The 19,830-nt window shown below is 36.2% G+C and carries 13 protein-coding genes; 3 read left to right on the top strand and 10 right to left on the bottom strand.

From position 1 onward, the window contains the following. Positions 1-213: 213 nt before the first annotated feature. From U8519_RS10785 to U8519_RS10760, 6 genes are all read right to left on the bottom strand, one after another. Positions 214-2,277, bottom strand: coding sequence for an LTA synthase family protein (locus U8519_RS10785; protein ID WP_334330314.1), 2,064 nt, complete (start codon positions 2,275-2,277; stop codon positions 214-216). Between the two features lie 41 nt (positions 2,278-2,318). Continuing rightward, the gene (locus U8519_RS10780) at positions 2,319-3,329 is read right to left on the bottom strand and encodes a lysylphosphatidylglycerol synthase transmembrane domain-containing protein (RefSeq protein ID WP_334330313.1); all 1,011 of its coding nucleotides are present in this window, start codon (positions 3,327-3,329) and stop codon (positions 2,319-2,321) included. Next, entirely contained in the window at positions 3,329-4,363 is a 1,035-nt protein-coding gene (locus tag U8519_RS10775; protein WP_334330312.1) for a glycosyltransferase family 4 protein, read from the bottom strand. The genes U8519_RS10780 and U8519_RS10775 overlap by 1 nt, the downstream gene beginning before the upstream one ends. Then, the gene (locus U8519_RS10770; RefSeq protein ID WP_334330311.1) at positions 4,356-5,555 is read right to left on the bottom strand and encodes a glycosyltransferase family 4 protein; all 1,200 of its coding nucleotides are present in this window, start codon (positions 5,553-5,555) and stop codon (positions 4,356-4,358) included. The genes U8519_RS10775 and U8519_RS10770 overlap by 8 nt, the downstream gene beginning before the upstream one ends. Positions 5,556-5,630: 75 nt before the next feature. After that, a complete protein-coding gene (locus U8519_RS10765; RefSeq protein ID WP_334330310.1) occupies positions 5,631-6,125 on the bottom strand; it encodes a QueT transporter family protein in 495 nt (164 codons plus the stop codon). A gap of 124 nt (positions 6,126-6,249) precedes the next feature. Next, complete coding sequence (locus U8519_RS10760; RefSeq protein ID WP_334330322.1) at positions 6,250-6,900, bottom strand: deoxynucleoside kinase; 651 nt, start codon at positions 6,898-6,900, stop codon at positions 6,250-6,252. Between the two features lie 231 nt (positions 6,901-7,131). Between U8519_RS10760 and U8519_RS10755 the strand changes: the two genes are divergently transcribed. Together U8519_RS10755 and U8519_RS10750 are read left to right on the top strand one after the other, a co-directional pair. Continuing rightward, the gene (locus tag U8519_RS10755; RefSeq protein WP_334330309.1) at positions 7,132-9,663 is read left to right on the top strand and encodes an excinuclease ABC subunit UvrA; all 2,532 of its coding nucleotides are present in this window, start codon (positions 7,132-7,134) and stop codon (positions 9,661-9,663) included. Between the two features lie 11 nt (positions 9,664-9,674). Next, on the top strand, positions 9,675-10,535 hold the full coding sequence (locus U8519_RS10750; protein ID WP_334330308.1) for a glycerophosphodiester phosphodiesterase: 861 nt from the start codon (positions 9,675-9,677) through the stop codon (positions 10,533-10,535). Between the two features lie 17 nt (positions 10,536-10,552). Here U8519_RS10750 and U8519_RS10745 read toward each other — a convergent pair whose 3' ends face one another. Then, on the bottom strand, positions 10,553-12,310 hold the full coding sequence (locus U8519_RS10745; RefSeq protein ID WP_334330321.1) for an adenine deaminase C-terminal domain-containing protein: 1,758 nt from the start codon (positions 12,308-12,310) through the stop codon (positions 10,553-10,555). A 20-nt stretch (positions 12,311-12,330) separates the two neighbouring features. Continuing rightward, entirely contained in the window at positions 12,331-13,668 is a 1,338-nt protein-coding gene (locus U8519_RS10740) for an NCS2 family permease (RefSeq protein ID WP_334330307.1), read from the bottom strand. A gap of 217 nt (positions 13,669-13,885) precedes the next feature. Between U8519_RS10740 and add the strand changes: the two genes are divergently transcribed. Continuing rightward, positions 13,886-14,905 carry an adenosine deaminase gene (gene add / locus U8519_RS10735; RefSeq protein ID WP_334330306.1) on the top strand — a complete coding sequence of 340 codons (1,020 nt, stop codon included), beginning with the start codon at positions 13,886-13,888 and terminating at the stop codon, positions 14,903-14,905. Positions 14,906-15,029: 124 nt separating this feature from the next. Here add and adhE read toward each other — a convergent pair whose 3' ends face one another. Together adhE and U8519_RS10725 are read right to left on the bottom strand one after the other, a co-directional pair. Beyond that, on the bottom strand, positions 15,030-17,633 hold the full coding sequence (gene adhE, locus U8519_RS10730; protein WP_334330305.1) for a bifunctional acetaldehyde-CoA/alcohol dehydrogenase: 2,604 nt from the start codon (positions 17,631-17,633) through the stop codon (positions 15,030-15,032). A gap of 472 nt (positions 17,634-18,105) precedes the next feature. Beyond that, positions 18,106-19,782: an oleate hydratase gene (locus U8519_RS10725; protein ID WP_334330304.1), complete on the bottom strand. Its 1,677-nt coding sequence runs from the start codon at positions 19,780-19,782 to the stop codon at positions 18,106-18,108. Positions 19,783-19,830: the final 48 nt, after the last annotated feature.

Genomic DNA, 19,830 nt, shown 5'->3' with positions numbered 1-19,830 from the left:
TGAAGTCGTTGTCGCCGTTGCTGTATCGCAACAACAGGTAATATATTACCAATTAGAATTGATGTATGCAAGTGTTTTTGCAAAAAAACTTTAATTAATTTACATACAAAAATTGGTATTGGTGATTACCTACTAATATTACTACCTTTTGGGCCATTTTGTCTAGATAAAAAAATACCAAAGACTTTGTGTCTTTGGTATCAAAGTTAGTACTTATTTGCTATCACTTAACTCTGGAGCATCAGTGGTATATAGATCTACCATTGATTTATTATCATTTTGAGCTAATAAACTAGTTCCATTCTTAGTTCTAGCTGCTTTCAGCTTCTTAAGAGCTGTACTCTTCTTATATGAGTAATCTTTCTTATTTACAGTAGTAAATCCTGGCACCTTATGGAATCTCAGTAGATCTCCATTAATAACACGGTCAGATAACGACAATTCTGTCGTGACTCTATTAGATAGTTTGGCCTTCTCCGCGGCAGATATCTTCTTATCTACCTTACCCGTCTTAGTATTGTAGTATGTACTTCCTACCTTGGTTACCGTAGGCGAGACAAAGTCACCATTTCTAAATGCCACAACTTGAGAATGATCCTTAGCTAGTAGATCACTACCGAATTGAATCATATTCTTATCACTTACACCTAACAAATTAAGTAAAGTTGGTAGAACATCGATTTCACCACCGTAAGTATGGTTGATGCCACCCTTTAGTCCATCCATATGGATCATAAATGGAACACGCTGGTATTGTGCATTATCAAAGTCGTTGAATCCCTTAATCCCCGTTAACTTAGCCATAGCCTTCTTGTGGTTATCAGAAATACCATAGTGATCACCGTATAGAACTAGCATACTATTCTTATCTAGTCCAGTCTCCTTAAGCCAATTCATAAACTCACCGATAGACTCATCTAAGTACCTTGCGGTTTGAACATATCCATCAACAGTCTTATCCCCTGTGTCTGTCTTGGATATACTTTGGTTCTTCTTATCTAGAGTATATGGATAATGGTTAGTTACGGTAATTAGTTTTGCATAGAATGGTTGTGGCAATTGTTCGATATACTTGGCAGAATCCTTTAAGAATATCTTATCCTTCATACCATAACCGACTTCGTAGTCTTTCTTGATCTTATAGTAATCTGAACTAAAGAAGTAATCATATCCCCATGACTTATAGGCATTATCACGATTCCAGAAACTTGGTACATCCCCATGGAATGAGGCTGTCGTATATCCATGTTGATCCAGAATAGCTGGAGCAGCTTGGAAGGTATTCGTTGTACCATCAGTAACCATTGCTGATCCTTCAGGTAGTCCAAACAATGAGTTTTCGAGCATTAATTCAGCATCGGCAGTCTTACCCTGTCCAACTTGATTGAAGAAATTGTCAAAACTCAAAGTATCGTCTTCATGATAAAGTTTATTCAAATTAGGAGTTACTTCTTCTCCATCCCATTTGAAGTCGATCATAAACTGTTGCAAACTCTCCAAATGGATAATGAAGACATTCTTCCCCTTAGCAACACCAGTATATTCAACATTGGGTGTTACGTAGTTATTCTTCATGTACTTCTCGATAGAGTCCAAGTCTGAACTCTTAGACTGAGCCTTAACAGCGTTAGTCTGGGAAGTCTTGATAACATCATAAATATTAAATACATTAAGTCCTAAGTACTTAACAATATAGTTATTATCAAAAGTTCTAGTTAATAATTGTGAACGGTCGCTTTCGGCCAATGTTAAATTAGCACCAAACAAAAGAACAGCTAAAGAACTCACTAATACTGGAATTCTCCAATTCAGTCTCTTTACGTCCATTCTAATAACATGAAATGCTAACAATAAAATCAAAATCAATACATCCAAGAAGACTAAAAAGTCTGTTGGCTTAACAATACCTAAAATACTCTTACCTAAGTTATTTGAAACTGATCCTGAACCTTTGATCAAAACCATTGTTAGGAAATCTGAGAATTCACGATAGTACAAAATATTAGAGAATAACCATACAGTATCCAAGAAATCTACTATTAGTAGAAAGATGTATGATTTTCTCCCTTTCATATACAATGCAATACCAAATAATAACAACATGATCGGTATAGGATTGATTATCATTAAGAAAGTCTGAATCGATCCTTTAACACCTAAGTTGAACTTATTTTGATAGGCATATACAGTTTTAATAGTGTATAAAAGTACAGCTAAGACGACGAATCCTAGCCTAGTATTTAAAAAATTAGAAATACTTTTAACAATACGCTTCATTATTTACGCTCCATAGATTTACTAACAACTTTTATGATGTCTCATTTAATTTTGGGTTTCTTTGAAACCGCAATAATCCCCAAAAACATCCCCAAATAATATGTAATAAATCTCCATAAAAACATACCCAGAATCAATCCTGAAGGTGAAGGAATGAATCCAGCAAACAGTGTTTTGAAACTAAATTCCGCTCCTCCTGAGCCCCCAGGAATCGGAAAGATAGATGTGATCATTACAATCATTATGTGCATCACTAAAACATCGACGATATTTACATGATCACAATTTAATGCTAGTAGTACAAAATAAACTACAAAATAATACAAGAATAGTTGAACGATCGTTAGTAACGATGCTTTGATAACTTTTTTCTTTTCACGTTTCAAAACCAAGCTTTCATTATAAAAACTATCGATACTAGTAATTGTCGACTGTAAAATTTTATCACGTTTTTCTTCTTTTAGAAAAAACAAAACTGGTTTAAGAATGACCTGAACCATTTTCTTAGTGAAATCATAATAATACATGATCATCAATAAGAAAGAAATGGTAACTAAATGAATAACCATTCCAAACACAATTAAAGTGGCAAGCCCCGAAAAATGTTGCGCAACACTTTTGAAGCTTACCGCCATTGCAATAATAAAATTAACTAGCACCATCGCTTGATAAATTACGAACTTCATCAATAGGACAGAACTTGCTCGACCAGGATCAATCTTCGATTGCATCAATCCAACTAATTGAGCTGGTTGTCCACCTGAAGAAAAAGGTGTGATGGCATTAAACAATGCTTGAATCAATGGTATACGGTACATCTCCCACCAACCAAACTTCCGGTCTTCTTTTTTCTTCAATAAAGTATGTAAGACTAGTGACTCTACTGCATATGACAATAGAATGGATAGAAACGCTACCGCTAGCCAACCGTAATTCAAACTCTGAAACGTTGTGACTAATGACTTGAAGTTGATTTTTCTGGCTTCCCACCAAAAAATACTGACTCCTAGCCCTATCATCACAAATAATGCAACTATATTTTTTCTACTCATTATTTATCCCGTTTAGAAATTTTATATTGATCAGTATAAAAATCATACCAAATCTTACTCAAATTGTCCTCTGAGTACTGTTGTGTAGCCTCTCGAGATTTCTTCTTGAATTCTTTCAGGATATCTCGATTAGCTGCAGCCTTATTTATAAAATCATTCATATCAGAATAATTTCTGGCTGGTTGATAATATCCATAGATTATAGCACGATACAAATCTAGATCTCTCAATAATACTGGTGCGCCACAGGCAAATGCTTCCAATACTGACATTGGAAACAATTCATCATACGAAGGCAGTAAAAATAAGTCACATGCATTGTAATAATCGACCAACTCGTTGCGGTCAACGATACCAGTGAACTTCATATTTTTAGGTGCATTATCGATCATATCTTTGTAGCGGTCATAACCATCGGTTATTTTGCCAAACGAAAAACCACCAGCCCAAATGAATTGTATGTCTGGATTACCTTTAGCTAACTTATAAAAATCATCGATACCCTTGCGCTCTTGAACTTGTCCATCCCCGAACACGATGAACTTATCCTCAGGTACCCCGATTTTCTTACGGAAGGCTTTTTTCTCTTCAGCTGATTTTTCATAGAAATTTTCAGTCGAAACAAAATTAGGAATGTACTTGATTTTATTTCGATCTAAGCCATGAGCTACTAGTTTATCAATAAAAGTTGGATTAACAACAACAATTTGGTCCATTCGCTTATAAAAATTAATTACATATTTATAAAAAATAGACTTTGCTGGTTCTGGTAACTTAATACTTCCTTCTAGTGTCTCAGGCAAAAAATGAACGTATCCTATCTTACGTCCTCTTTTTTTAGAAAACGTTGACAGATAGAATTGTGGATCGATCGTATGATAGTGACTTAAATCACTACGTCCATAGTCATTGATCTTAATATCGAAATCATTGCTAAAACGTTCTTTCAGCAGGTTTATCAATTCCTTATAGGCACTGCCGACGCCCTGTCCTGCGACTTTATCTGCTGATGAAAACATTGTTATTTTAATCATTCGAATACTCCTCTGGATCTATTGATGAATCTGAAAGTTCCTCTCTGACAAAATATTCTTCTGAACGATGGTAAAAGTCCAAAACGGAATTACCAAAGTTATCAGATGAAATGTTATATAGGATCTTATGTCTTGCGTCACGATCGTCAAATGATTTTGGATGATCAAGATATGCAATGATCCTAGGAACTAATTGACTATCTTGTGAGAATGTTACACCAACTGACGGATCTGTCAAAAGCTGATCAGTATATGGCGCACTTCTAACGACGATTTTTAATCCTGAAGCAATTGCTTCAATGTATGTTAATCCTTGAGATTCAGTGTCACTGGATGACACAAAAATATTCGCCATATGATAATATGGTGAGATTTTATCGTGCTCTACTTCTCCAGTAAATATAACACTGTCGTCAATTCCCAAGTCCTTCGACATTTGAACTAATTCTTCCATATCGGGACCATCACCAACGATAACTAACTTAATTTCAGGATTATACTTGAGCAACTCAGGCATTGATCGAAGCATATGATCAATCTTTTTCTCCAAAGCGATTCGACTCAACATCAGTATTACTGGTGTATCTTCAGAAATTCCTAATTGTTCACGTATATCAGATGCGTTAACTGGTTTGGTATATTCTGAAAGGTCCACACCCGTAGGAATAATTGAAATAGGTGCTTTGATTTCATAGCGGTCTAGTGTTGCCTTCACTTGCTTACTTGGAGCAACAACGCCTGAAGCATTCTTCAAGAACATTCTAGACATTTGCTTTACATGATATGGCTTAAGTAAATGACCATTCAAGACGTAATGCAAATAGTCCTCATACATCGTGTGATAAGTATGAACAAACGGTATTTTTAACTGCTTTGCTACAAATTTACCCATTAAACCCATCGAGAATTCTGTCTGTGTATGAACAATGTCCAATTTTAATTCTTTAGCAAGTTCCACCGCATGGAACATCCCTCTGATTGCAATTCTTCTATCAGTAAACGAGATGAACGGTACACTGCTTACCCGAAAAATATTAGGTTCAATTGTTTTTTTAGAAACATTGGGATCGGTTGTTGTAAAAATATAAACTGAATTTCCTTTTCGTTCCAAATCGTTCTTCAATGTTTGGATCGATGTAGCTACTCCACTAACTTGAGGGAAGTATGTATCGGTAAAAATTCCGATATTCATAAAAACATCTCCTCACAATCTTTATAATGATGATTATAACAAAAAAAAGGAGGAATCACTTCCCCCTTTATAGTCTTAATTAATTAATTTACTGAAATTGCGATTTTTCATTAAGAAATAAAAAATTGCAGCGCCAATCGCAACCACTACTACTTCACCTAATGCAACTGATCCAGCATTGATCCAGAATGGAATTTTAAGTACCAAGTGAAGTTCAGCACCAACGATAATACCGTTTACTACGGCACATATAGCTGGAACTGCCCAGATCCATTCCATCTTAGCTGGAACCTTGGTTATCAAGTAGCAAGCAACTGCCGTTGCCAATGTACCAAATAATAAATCATATGCTCCAAGTGATGCACTGAAGATATTAGCGATAAAACAACCAATGATCAGTGACCAGCTGTACTTATGATTAAAAAATGGTAACAACATCAGGATCTCAGAAACTCTAAATTGAACTGGACCATACGAAAATGCTGAAAGTCCAGGTGCAACTGTCACTGCAACATACAAAGCAGCGATAATCGCCAATTGAGTTATATCCCTAGTCTTTAATTTGTTCATAGAAAAAAATCCCCCACTGTTTTTATTTTGGACAGGTTACCAGAAAAACTGTCTTAAATAGATTACCGTATTTTCACATAGACATCAAACTAAAAAAGAAGCTTTTCAGCTTCTTTTCTTTAATTTAATTATTTGATGTAACTCTGTGCTTTGCCAATTCAGCATCGATTTGATCCAAAACAGTTTGAAGATCATCAGGATTTTCAACGAAATCATACTTATCTCCGTCGATCTTCATCTTTGGACTATAATCATAGTCATCATACCAACCGTCATAACGACCGAGCAAGTTATGATAATACTCAACTAATGATGGATCTTGTTCTGGTTGTTCGTAGTCACGGCCACGTTTTTCGATACGTTTGATCATTGTATCGTATGAAATATCAATATGAACTAGTAAGTCTGGAGCTTTTTTTGCAGCAGCATATGGTAGTTCTTGCATCATGTTATCTAGTAATTCGTCATAAACCTTAACTTCTTGAGGTGTAGCACGTCCCATATCTGCATTCATATGAAAGAATAGTGAATCCTCGTAAATTGAACGGTCCAAAACATTATTGTCATCTACCATTGCTTGTTTGATAGATTCAAAGCGCTTGTTCAAAAAATAAATTTGTAATAGAAATGCATATTTCTTAGGATCAGCATAAAAAAGTGGTAACACAGGATTGTTATCGACTTGTTCATAAAATGCCTCTGTTCCTAAATGTTTTGACAAAATAGTTGCCAATGAACTTTTACCGGCTCCAATAGTGCCGCTCAATACGATCATCATTATTCTCCTCCAACCAATTCATTAAATAATCTGTAAAAAATCAACATTCACTATAATAACACTTAACGACTAGATATTGTATACAAATCTAAGCCTTATCCATATATGGTAGTGTTTTCACATGCTTGGAGCTTGATGCAGTAGGATTCAACTTTTAAAAAAATCCTAATTTCACAATATAATTGGCAGCAATGTTAAAATGTTAATGCAAAATGGAAGGAGTTAATTATGGTAATTAGACACAAAAATTATATTCCAGACAATATCGAGGTTCGTGGTGCAAATGCTAATAATCTGAAGAACTTAAATATTGATATTCCTCTCAATTCTTTTGTAGCAATAACTGGTGTTTCCGGATCAGGTAAGTCATCACTGGCAATGGATACAATTTATTCTGAAGGTGCTAGAAAATATCTCAACGCACTTTCTACTTATACTAGACGTCGCATCACTCAAATGGGACGTTCAAATGTGAAAGACATCAAGAATCTACCTTCCACAATTGCTTTGAGACAACGGCCAGTGGTTCCTGGAGTTCGCTCAACAGTTGGTACAATGACTGAAAGTCTAAATATCTTACGTTTGATGTTTTCTCGACTAGCATCAGTCAAATGTCCTAATGGACACAGACTTGATCCAACTCTAAAAATATCGCAAGTTATGGATCTACCTACCTCTGATGACAATATGGGTGTTTTAACTTGTCTAGTTTGCCACGTACATTTTATGGCATTTGGTGCTGAAGACTTTGCCTTTAATTCCACTGGCGCCTGCCCTACTTGCCAAGGAACTGGCTTCTTAAAAACTATCGAATTAGATAAAATCATTCCTGACAAAACTTTGACCATTGCTGAAGGTGCCGTACGTTCATGGCGCTTACCAGGTCGTTCACTTCAAATCGAAGTTGTTCAAGAACTAGGCGTTAGAGTTGATGTTCCCTTTAAAGATCTAACTGAAAAAGAAAAAGACATCGTCGTCAACGGTAAAGGTGTAAAAAAAGAAGTGATCATCCCTACTTCAACTGGTAAATCATTTAAACTAAATGCATTATATGAAAATGCCATCGACGCCGTTAAACATAGTTTGAATAGTACCAAAAACGAAAATACTCTTAAGCGATTAGGCAGATTTTATTCTATTAAAGAATGCCCAAATTGTTTAGGTAGCAGATTTGATCCAAAATTATTCAATAATGAATTAGTCGGTAAAAATATTGCTCAGGTTTGTCAATTGAGTATTAGCCAATTACAAGACTTCTGTAATGACATCATGGATTGGCTTCCTGATGATATGCAAAAATTAGGCAAAAACTTAACTAATGAGTTATTAGAATTATTACAGCCGATCGATGACTTAGGCTTAAACTATTTAACACTCACACGTGCTGGCAATACTTTGTCCACAGGTGAATTACAAAGAATCCAATTAGCTCGGACCATTCGTAATCAAATGACTGGAGTGTTATACGTCTTAGATGAACCAAGTGTTGGTTTGCATCCGGCTAATGTTACTGGTTTGATAAAGATCTTACGTGAACTAGTAAAATTAGGTAACTCGCTCATCGTCGTTGATCACGATACTAGTATTATTGCAGCAGCTGATTATGTTATTGAAATTGGACCATCATCAGGTGCCAGCGGTGGACAAGTTATTTCTAAAGGAACCGTTGATGATATTAAGAACAATCACGACTCCGTCATCGAACCATATTTGACCGGTGATGCAAATATCCTTTGCCATCAACAAACTAAACCATTCACTAAAGGTACTATCAGCGTCGAAATTGGTGACCGCTTCAATATTCACGGTATGAAGGCCAAATTCAGTAAAGAATCATTAAATGTAGTATCAGGAATGTCTGGATCAGGTAAAACCACACTTGTCTTCGACAGTTTCATCAATGCTTTGGAGGACAAATTAAACGGTGACCCTATTCCAAAATATGTTAAGTCTCTTGATACTAATGGTATCAAAAATGTTTTGACGGTTGACTCCACGCCGATCGGTAAGAATGTTCGTTCCACAGTTGCAACCTATACTAAGATTCTAGACAAGGTTCGTAAATTATTCGCTGCAACAGAGCAAGCTAAAGCTAAGAAATACACTGCCAGTTATTTCTCATATAACAATAAAGAAGGTGCCTGCCCTAACTGCGGTGGAACTGGAGTCATAACCTTAGATATTCAGTATCTTCCTGATATGGTAGAAACTTGCCCAGTATGTCACGGTAATCGTTACAATCCCGACATTCTAGCAATAACTTGGCATGGCAAAAATATTGCCGAAATATTAAATATGTCTATTACTGAAGCAGCTGACTTTTTCAAAGATGAAACTAATATTGAAAACACCATAGATACACTTAATGAAATTGGTTTGAATTATTTAGAACTTGGGGAAAGTACTCCAACCTTATCAGGTGGTGAAGCTCAAAGATTAAAACTAGTTACCTACATGAAACGCAGTCAAAAGAACCAATTATTCGTCTTCGATGAGCCTAGTGTCGGCCTCCATCCTAAGGATGTCTCAGTATTGATCGGCGTTCTAAATAAATTGATCGACAATCACGCTACCGTTATTGTCATTGAACACGATCTTGATATTATTGCCAATGCCGACTATATTAATGATCTTGGTCCCGAGGGTGGGATCAATGGTGGTAAAATTATAGCCAGTGGAACTCCTCAAGAAATTTGTGATTCCAAAGATAGTATCACTGGAAAATATCTTAAAGAGCATATGAAATTATTTAACATTTAAGGGAATTAAACATGAAAAAAATACCTACAATTCTAAGTATCGCTGCCATACTAATAGGAATAACAACTGCTGGTATCACGGCAAATGCTGCCGCCAAAGCCAAAAACCTAACATCAGTAGAGACCAGCATCAATCATGCCTCACCTGAAACTCCGTTAGTCTTCTCTCACCGTGGCAGTCCTTACAATCAACCTGAGCATTCCTTTGCCGGATACAACACCGCTATTAAAGATGGTAGTCAATATATCGAACAAGACGTATGGATGAATAAAGACGGTAATCTATATGTTTCTCATGACAACAATTTGAAACGCACGACTGGCAAAAATATCAAAATTTCTGATTCGACTGATCAGAAACTTTCTAAAATAAAATTAGCTAACGGTGAAAAATTGCATAAACTCAGTGATGTCTTCAAGCATTACAAGAAAAACGTTCATTATATTATAGAAGCAAAGAAAAACGCCGGTGATAATACTGATACTGAACAAGCCTTAGCAAAGGTACTCAATAAGTATAAAATGAATAACAATATTATCATGCAAGATAGCAGCATCCCTGGTATTGAAAAATTCCATAGTAAAAAAGCCCAAAAGAATATACCTATTCTATGGTTACTAGATTCCGTAACCGAAAGACAGTATACTGAGGAAATCGACAATGCGCCTCGTTATATTACCTTTATTTCGATAGACCAAAATCAATGGACTAAAAAGCTCATCAAAAAAGCCCATGACAATGGTTTTAAAACCAATGCCTGGACCCTAGATACTTATAATGATAACTACAATGCATTAAAGGTTTACAAATTCGATAGTGTATTTACTAATAACACAAAAGAGACTAACAAATTAATAGATAAATGGAAATGAAAAAGCTAGCTTAACGGCTAGCTTTTTTTAACGCTCAAAATTGGATCAAACAATTTCAAACCAATACAATCGGTTGGTCCCAAATCAGTAATTGCCAAGTCAGGTATAGCTGTAATTGGTAAGAAAGTCATATAAAACATTGGATCATCAACTTTACTACCCAAATCACGAGCTGCCTTGAGAATGCTCTTCTCTTGTTGCACTACTTCTGCCGGAGTTGCTTCTGATACGATTCCAGCAATTGGCAACGGCAAGAAACTTAGAACCTGTTGGTCTTTAACAACGATTTGTCCACCACCACGTGTGATCAATTCATTAGCAGCAAATGCCATATCGTCAGCGTTAACACCCATAACGATTAGATTATTATCATCCGGTGCGGCAGTCGAAGCCATTGCTCCGGCCTGCAGACCCCATCCTGAAGTGAATCCCAAAGATTTATTTCCATTAATACCAAATCTTTCGATAACAGAAACCAAAGCGACATCTTTAGATGGATCAATTTCAATCTGATGATCTTTGATATTCAATTCAACGTCACGACGTTTTCTGACAAATGGTCCAACACTCTTAATCGTCTCAACATTTGCCACACCGGATTCAATATCAACTTTATAAACAAAGTCATCTGGCGTAAGCTTCTTAGCTTTGACTGAATGCATGATTTCATCTGAATACTTGATCGTTGAAGTTTTATTTTCTTCAACGATTTTACCTTTTGAAATCACTTCTGAAATTTTAAATTCATTCAAATCTTTAACAAATAAAATATCAGCATCCCGATTAGGTGCAATCATACCAACTTGATCATCGATTCGATATGCTTCAGCTGAATTGATCGTTGCCATTTGAATGGCCGTTAATGGCTCTACTCCAGCCTTAATTGCCAGACGAACGACGTGATCCAGATGTCCTAATTCAGCAATATCAGTTGCCGTAACATCATCTGTACAGAAGCTAACGTGACGAGCAACATCGGCAGTGTTTTCAGTAATGGCACGGATGTTTTCTTTTAAGAAGTGTGTTACGGATGATTCTCTAACGACCACATTCATGCCCTTACGCGCTTTTTCTAATAATTCTTCGTGATCGTAACTTTCATGGTCAACACGAACTCCACTCATCAAATACTGATTGAGCTTCTTACCTCGTGCCATAGGCGAGCAACCCCAAACTGGCTTATGAGCTTCTTTGGCGTATAACATCGTCTTCAAAGTATCTTCATCCAATTCTTGAATATCTTCACGGACTGTTTCCCAAACACCATAGACATTTGCTTGCTTCAATAACTCTTTTTGCATATTAGAGTCAATATTTTCAGCGATTGTTGACTGTGGAATAGTATAGGGAGTTTTGAATGGAGCTCCCCAGAATAATTTCAAATCAGATTGATCGATCTCTTTAAATATTTCTTTAAGACCCTTCAAACCAATAACTGAAATATATTCATCTAAACCTGAAACAATACTCGTCGTCCCATGAGGAACAACAGCTTGAGCAAAGCTTGTCATACTCAACTTGCTGCACTCCACGTGAATATGTCCATCGATCATACCAGGAACCAAATATTGACCTTTAGCATCGATCACTTTTGTAGAATCACCAATATAATCAGAAACATCATCATCAACTGCGACGATCTTATTCTTATAAATTGCAACTTGAGTTGGATAAATTTCTTTAGTAGATACATTAACTAATTGTCCATTTTTAATAACCAAATCTGCGGGAATATCAGCTGAACCAGCTTTAATGAGGTTCTTGAAATCATTCATGTCTAACAAGGTAATGCCTCCTATTTAGGTAAGATGTTAATTGTATATAGCAAGATAATGAATACGACGAACAAAATATACATAATTGGATTTATTTCTTTTCTTCTACCTGCGGCTAACATAGTTAGTGGATAAGCTAAAAATCCAAAGGCAATACCATAAGAAATATTGTATGTAAGTGGCATACCAACAATTGTTAGAAATGCTGGCATTGCAATTTCAAACTTGCTCCAATCGATTTCCTTCATTGATTGAGCCATTAAAATACCAACAATGATCAATACTGGTGCCGTTACATTTGAAGTTACGACTGTCAATAATGGTGAGAAGAACATTGCGAGGGCAAATAAAATTCCGACAACCATTGATGTCAATCCTGTACGACCACCAATAGCAATACCGGCACTAGATTCAACGTATGCTGCAGTTGGAGTTGTACCCATCACTGCACCACCAAGCATTGAGATCGAATCTGCCATAAGTGCACCACCGATACGTGGCATCTTATTATCCTTCATAAATCCAGCTTGTGCTGCTAGACCAATCAAGGTACCAGCGGTATCAAAGAAGGCAACCAATAAGAAGATCAAAACAACTGACCATAATTGTGGTTGACTGATATCACCTAAGTGCGCTACTCCGACACCAAATGTTGGTTTCAAACTTGGAATAGATGAAACAATGTGACTTGGTAATGGGATCAACTTAGTTACTAATCCTAAGATAGTAGTTAAAACCATACCAATAAAGATCGAACCTGGAACTTTTTTGGCCATTAAACCAGCTGTTACAACTAAACCAAAAATAGTTAACCAAGTTGTAGGAACTGTTAAGGAACCCATAGCAACTAAAGTTGATTTACTACCAGTGATAAGTCCACCACCTTGGAATCCAACAAAGGCGATGAAAATACCAATACCTGCTGCCATCGCTAATTTAAGATCATGCGGTATAGCATCAATAACAATTTCACGTAACTTAACTAATGAAAGAATCAAAAACAAAATACTGGAAATGAATACTCCAGCCATTGCTGTTTGCCATGGAATTCCCATCGCTAAAACAACCGAATAAGTAAAGAAGGCATTGTCACCAAGTCCGGGCGCAATTGCAATTGGATAGTTAGCTAATAAGGCCATCAAGACTGAACCCAAAATTGCTGATAATGCTGTTGCTGTAAAAACAGCCCCTTTATTCATACCCGCATCCCCTAAAACTTGCGGATTAACGAATAAAATATAAGCCATTGAAACAAAGGTTGTTAAACCGGCTAAAACTTCACGTCTTACTGTTGTTCCATTTTCTTGAAGATGGAACAGTTTTTCAATAAAACTTCTTTGGTTCATTGAGGTATCCATTTTATTTAATCTCCTTTTTGCGTTGAGTGTGATGACACTCTCGTTTACAACAGAAGTATCTCAAATTCATATAATAATATCAAGTAAAATACGATTATTTTTTATAAATATTTTTCTATCGTTCGTATTTAACAAATATTTTTATGCTTCAAACAGTTGATTATTGATTTTATCCTTGTTATTCTTAACAATATAAAATGATAAGGAGCTAATCATATTGTTACCTAAAACAATTACTAGAGAATTTATCGAAGGATTACCAAAAGCCGAACTTCATCTACACTTGGAAGGAACGCTAGAACCGGAATTGAAATTAAAGTTAGCACAAAAGAATAACATCGATATCGGTCAAACAACTATTGAAGATGTTCGTAAATCATACGACTATGATTCATTAGCTTCATTCTTAGCGGTTTACTATCCCGGAATGAATGTTTTACAAACTGAAGATGACTTTTATCAACTAGCAATGGAATACTTAAAACGTGCAAAACAAAATGGCGTTCGTCACGTGGAAATGTTCTTTGATCCTCAAGCACATTTAACTCGTGGGATCTCCTTTGAAACATTTATCAAGGGATATCATCGTGCTTGTGTTGATGCTAGTTCTTTCAATGTAGATGCACATTTGATCATGTGTTTCTTACGAGATATGCCTGCCAAATCAGCTAACGAAGTATTAAAAATGGCTGAACCTTATCGTGACATGATTCTTGGTGTTGGATTGGATTCCGATGAACACCACAATCCTCCATTGAAGTTTGCACGTCCATTCAGCGATGCATCTAATCAAGGCTATCACACAACAATGCACGCCGACATTGACCAAGTCGACTCAATCGAACACATCAAACAAGCCTTGGAAATCATCGAAGTCGAAAGATTAGACCACGGAACCAATATTGTCGAGAATCAAGATCTAGTTGACTGGGTCAATCAGAAGAAACTTGGACTTACAAGTTGTCCACTATCAAATGGCTTCGTTACAAATGATATGAAAGGTAAAGAAATCGTGGAATTAATGAAACAAGGTGTTAAAGTTTCAATTAACTCCGATGATCCTGCTTATTTTGGAGGTTACATTGCTGATAATTATCAGGCAATCGCCGAAAAATATAATTTAACTGCTGATCAACTAGTGACATTCGCTAAGAATTCTTTTGAGACTTCTTGGATCAGTGATTTTCAAAAAGAAACTTATTTAAAAGAAATCGATGAGTTTGTAGAGAATTTCTAACTAGATGACTGTGCAGGAATCGTATTTTATTAATACAAATAAATAATGGAGCGTCACGGCAAATTGTCGTAACGCTCCATTTTTTGTAATTAATCACCGTTGACCGGAAATGATCAACAAAATTCTATTTAATATTTTTACCTTCATAAGCATCTAACAATACTTGCTTCAATTCAGTAATCAATGGTTCTTTAGGGTTAGCGAAGGAGAATTGATCTGCAAAGGCTGATTCTGCTAGAGAATCGATCTTCTTATCAAATTCGGCCTTATTGATTCCGTTATCCTTCAAGCTTAACTTGACATCAACACGATGTGCTAAATCAATAATTCTATTAATCAAACCATCACGCAATTCTTCATTATTCTTACCATTTAAACCAATAGAACGTGCAATTGTTGCATAATCTTCATCAGCTCTAAAGTTTTCATACTTAGGCCACATTGCGATCTTTGTCGGTTGTTCAAAATTGTATCTAATGACTTGAGGTAGAGCGATTATCGAAGCCAGTCCGTGTCTAATACCGAACTCGTTATTCAAAACATCGGTAATTGAATGACCGACACCAGCAAAGGCATTACCGAATGACATACCTGCCAAAGTAGAAGCATTGTGCATTTCGGCTTGTGCATCAGGATCACCATTGTATGCTTTAGCTAAATTATCGAATACTATCTTGATAGCTTGCAAAGCATAAGGGCGTGTATAATCAGATGCCATATTTGAAACATATGATTCAATAGCATTATTCAATACGTCCAACCCAGATTCAGCAATAACATCCTTAGGCATTGTCTCAACAAATTGTGAATCGACAATGGCAACATCAGGCGTCAAAGAGTAGTCGGCAATTGGATATTTAACATTTGTCTTCGAATCAGTAATTGAAGTAAATGGTGTTACCTCTGAACCAGTTCCAAATGTCGTTGGAATAGCAACAAATTGTGTCTTTTCAGGTTTAGGGAATTTGTATGTACGCTTTCTGATATCTATGAAGCCTTGCTTTGCACCAAACAAATCAACATCGGGATGTTCATAGAATAACCACATGTCTTTTGCGGCATCCATAGTTGTTCCACCACCCAAAGCGATGATCGTATCAGGTTTGAAGAGTTTCATTTGAGTGACTCCACGTTGAACCATATCAGTAGTAGCGACTGAATCCACATCAGAGAACATTGAATATTCAACATTAGTCTTACTGTGTTTCAATTCATCAACAACAGTATTCACATAACCCAATTGAACCATGACAGGATCACAAACGATAAATGCACGACTCATCCCTTCTAGATCTTCAAGATAACGTACTGATGTTTTTTCAAAGTAAACACGAGGCTGTTTGATCCATTGCATATTGTTTCTCCGTCTAGCAATCGTCTTAATATTAAGCAAATCAAATGACGAAACATTATGTGAAACTGAATTCTTACCCCATGAACCTGTACCTAATGTTAGTGATGGGATCATCTCGTTGTACAAATTACCAATACCACCGATAGCGGCAGGTGTATTGACGAGGACTCTACTTGCCTTCATCTTAATACCAAATTCAGTTGCTAGATCTTCATCCATTGTGTGGATTGCTACCGTATGACCTAAACCGCCAAAGTGTAATAACTTATCAGCTTTATCAAAAGCATCTTTATGATTCTTAGCCTTGAATACTGATAAAACTGGTGATAATTTTTCGGCTGATAGTGGTTCACTAGGTCCAATTCCAGTAATTTCAACTCCGATAACTTTTGTGTCTGCTGGTACTTTAATTCCTGCTAACTTTGCAATTTCAATTGCAGACTTACCAGCAATAGGACCTTTCACTCCTCCTTCTGGTCTAAACATAGCCTCAGCTAAAGCCTTATGATCACTCTTTTTGATGAAATAAACTTTGTTCTTTTCTAATTGTTCTTTTACTTCTTTATAAATTTCTTGATCAACAATAGCACTGTTTTCTGAAGCACAGACCATACCATTATCGAATGTCTTGGATAATACAATGTCATTAACAGCACGTTTAATATTTGCGGTCTTCTCAATATATGCCGGTCCATTACCAGGTCCAACACCCAGTGCTGGTTTACCGGTTGAATAAGCTGCTTTGACCATACCAGGACCTCCAGTTGCCAATACACTAGCAACACCAGGATGATTCATCAAGGCTGAAGTTGCTTCAATACTTGGTTTTTCGATCCATTGAATAACATTCTCAGGTGCTCCTGCTTCAACGGCTGCTTTTAACATTACTTTGGCTGCAGCTACTGATGACTTTTGTGCTTGAGGATGGAATCCAAAGATAATTGGATTACGAGTTTTTAGTGCTATTAAAGATTTGAACATGGTTGTAGACGTTGGATTAGTAACTGGAGTTACACCTGCCAAAACACCGAGTGGTTCAGCAACTTTGATCAAACGATGTTCCTTATCATCCTCGATAATTCCGACCGTCTTGTCACGTTTTATTGAGTGCCAGATCTCTTCAGTCGCAAACATATTTTTAATAACTTTATCCTCTGTTACACCACGTCCAGTTTCTTCGTGAGCCAACTTTGCTAATTCCAAACTTGCATTCAAACCAGCAATCGCCATATGGTGAACAATATGATCCACTTGCTCTTGAGTGAAACTATCCATAATATTAAGTGCCTTTTGAGCTTTCATTACCATCTCATTGGTCACTGGGCCAACTTGATCTTCTTTAACTTGAGTTACTTCTTTAGAATCCTTTAACATTGCTATACCTCCAAGACAGAATGATATTTTGTTAATTAATTCACGTTACATATTTCACGTTCTATCTTATCATGCTTTGAAAATATAGCAACTGTTTTCAGTTAAAAAGCAATAAATTTAACAAAATGTACAATAATTATTCGATAATCATTGTTATATAAGCGTTTATTTTTGAAAACGTTTTCATGTTTTCCTGTCAGTAAGTATACAAAATGTAATGTGATATTTGTGAAATATAATTCAATAGCTGCTACTGGCACACTATTTGTGCTTGTTAAAGTATCTTCACAAGTGCACAAATAGGGAATGTGACATAATTCGGTAGCCATATGAATTTACAGCGTAAGCGCGTGTCAAAACACAATTTCTTCCGTTTAACAAAAAAAGATCTGGCATTTACTACGTAAATGTCAAATCTTTTTCGGTTATACTCAGAAATTAAACGCGTTTTGTCTCGCCCTCTTGCTTAATCTTATCTAAACATTGTTTTAGCAGCTCTTGCCATAACTTTAGGATCTTTTTCATAATGATGCATTGGCGTCATTTCTGTTAAAGGAATTCCTAACAATGTATAAACGGCTCTTTGAGCAGCTCTAAATGAGTATTGTTCTGTAAAGACCATATCGAATGGTTGTTCACAGAATTGACTAATAAAGGCCAAGTTCTTGCTGTGCTTTGGAACAACATCTGGACGATCACCCACAGCTCTTTGATTGAACATTGCACTAGCATATGGAAGATAGACCGGAATCACATTAACAATGCTATCCATGATCTCTTGTGTATGATTCTTAATATTGTCTTTACTTGGATCAACTTCAGCAAGGTGACCTAATAATTCTTTAAGCATTTCCTCACCAGTCATTTCAATAACAGGTTTTTGAACATAGTCACCATTACGACGTGGATACATGAAGTAACCCCAGAATGTTGATTCATTAGGCTTTTGTGCCTTGAAGTGTGGTTGATGATGAATTACTAATGACATCAACGGTGTACTATCGATCCATGTATTCAAGGCATTGCCTGGTTCTTGTTCCGTAATACGAGCAATTTCATTGAGTAAGAAATGATTGTTAGTTGTAACTGTAAAACTCAACCATTCACTTTGAGTGCGATCACCGAAGAACTTATCTGGATTACCTAAGGAGTAGAACTTCTCAGCAGCTTTCTTCCAAAGTGCAGCACTTGGAGCGTATTCGTCTTTTTCAGTAATTGCTGTATTGAAATCACCAATTGATGAGCTATCTGTGATTGAACCATTAGTGTCAAATACTAAGTCATTCTCATCAATATCCAAGTGACCTTCCTTGTTATCATTATCAACTTCTTCATACTTCAAACCAGTAACTATAATATCATCTTGTAAAGGAGTATCTTTAAATTCAATATCTGTAACTTTGCGATTATTGATGAAAGTTACGCCACGATCCTCTAGGTACTTACGCATTGGCAAAATAATACTCTCGTATTGGTTGTATGGAGATCTTGTTACACCTTCCAATGTGTTGATACGTGTAAATTCTAGAATCATACGATTCATATAACGACGAAGTTCAACAGCTGAACTGGCACGCTTAAAGGCAAAGGTAGTTTGCCACATATACCAGAAGTTAGTTGTGAAGAAATGTGGACTACTTGCAAAGTATTCAGCAATACTTACATTGTTAAGTCTTTCTTCATCCTTTTCTGGCATCATCATTAGTTTAGTCAGCAACATTCTATCTTTGTTGTTGAACTGCATATGTCTATAATTGTCTTTATTATTTTTAACACGTGGTCCATTATGATCAATCAAACGACCAACATCATGTGTTGGATGTGCGTGGTCAAAATTAAGAATATCATCTGTAACTGTTTGACCCGGATTATCCAAAGATGGTACTGAACGTAAAACATCCCAAAGGTTCTCAAATGTTTCTTCGTTCAACATACGGCCACCCTTGGCCAAGAAACCTTTGTTATTAGATAAAGCTTGATTACTATATTCATTTTCATATGTCGAAACAGCTGCACCATCATTCGCACCGTGCTTTTCAAGACCCATCATTGTTATCTGGTCACCCTTGAAACCACCATCACGGATCAAATAAATACCAGCAGCTAAGTTACCAATACCTGTACCAATCATATAAGCTTTTCTTGTCATATTATGACCTCCGTTCAAATTGTTACTCCCTACAACTTAAATATAGCT

The sequence above is a fragment of the Companilactobacillus sp. HBUAS59699 genome (assembly GCF_036913575.1).
Lineage (GTDB): Bacteria > Bacillota > Bacilli > Lactobacillales > Lactobacillaceae > Companilactobacillus.
This window is presented reverse-complemented; position numbering and strand designations above follow the sequence as displayed.

What these genes read in the sequence shown, in the direction of transcription:
- U8519_RS10785 (WP_334330314.1), bottom strand. Translation starts at nt 2,277, where the DNA reads ATGAAGCGTATTGTTAAAAGTATTTCTAATTTTTTAAATACTAGGCTA.
- U8519_RS10780 (WP_334330313.1), bottom strand. Translation starts at nt 3,329, where the DNA reads ATGAGTAGAAAAAATATAGTTGCATTATTTGTGATGATAGGGCTAGGA.
- U8519_RS10775 (WP_334330312.1), bottom strand. Translation starts at nt 4,363, where the DNA reads ATGATTAAAATAACAATGTTTTCATCAGCAGATAAAGTCGCAGGACAG.
- U8519_RS10770 (WP_334330311.1), bottom strand. Translation starts at nt 5,555, where the DNA reads ATGAATATCGGAATTTTTACCGATACATACTTCCCTCAAGTTAGTGGA.
- U8519_RS10765 (WP_334330310.1), bottom strand. Translation starts at nt 6,125, where the DNA reads ATGAACAAATTAAAGACTAGGGATATAACTCAATTGGCGATTATCGCT.
- U8519_RS10760 (WP_334330322.1), bottom strand. Translation starts at nt 6,900, where the DNA reads ATGATCGTATTGAGCGGCACTATTGGAGCCGGTAAAAGTTCATTGGCA.
- U8519_RS10755 (WP_334330309.1), top strand. Translation starts at nt 7,132, where the DNA reads ATGGTAATTAGACACAAAAATTATATTCCAGACAATATCGAGGTTCGT.
- U8519_RS10750 (WP_334330308.1), top strand. Translation starts at nt 9,675, where the DNA reads ATGAAAAAAATACCTACAATTCTAAGTATCGCTGCCATACTAATAGGA.
- U8519_RS10745 (WP_334330321.1), bottom strand. Translation starts at nt 12,310, where the DNA reads ATGAATGATTTCAAGAACCTCATTAAAGCTGGTTCAGCTGATATTCCC.
- U8519_RS10740 (WP_334330307.1), bottom strand. Translation starts at nt 13,668, where the DNA reads ATGGATACCTCAATGAACCAAAGAAGTTTTATTGAAAAACTGTTCCAT.
- adhE (WP_334330305.1), bottom strand. Translation starts at nt 17,633, where the DNA reads ATGTTAAAGGATTCTAAAGAAGTAACTCAAGTTAAAGAAGATCAAGTT.
- U8519_RS10725 (WP_334330304.1), bottom strand. Translation starts at nt 19,782, where the DNA reads ATGACAAGAAAAGCTTATATGATTGGTACAGGTATTGGTAACTTAGCT.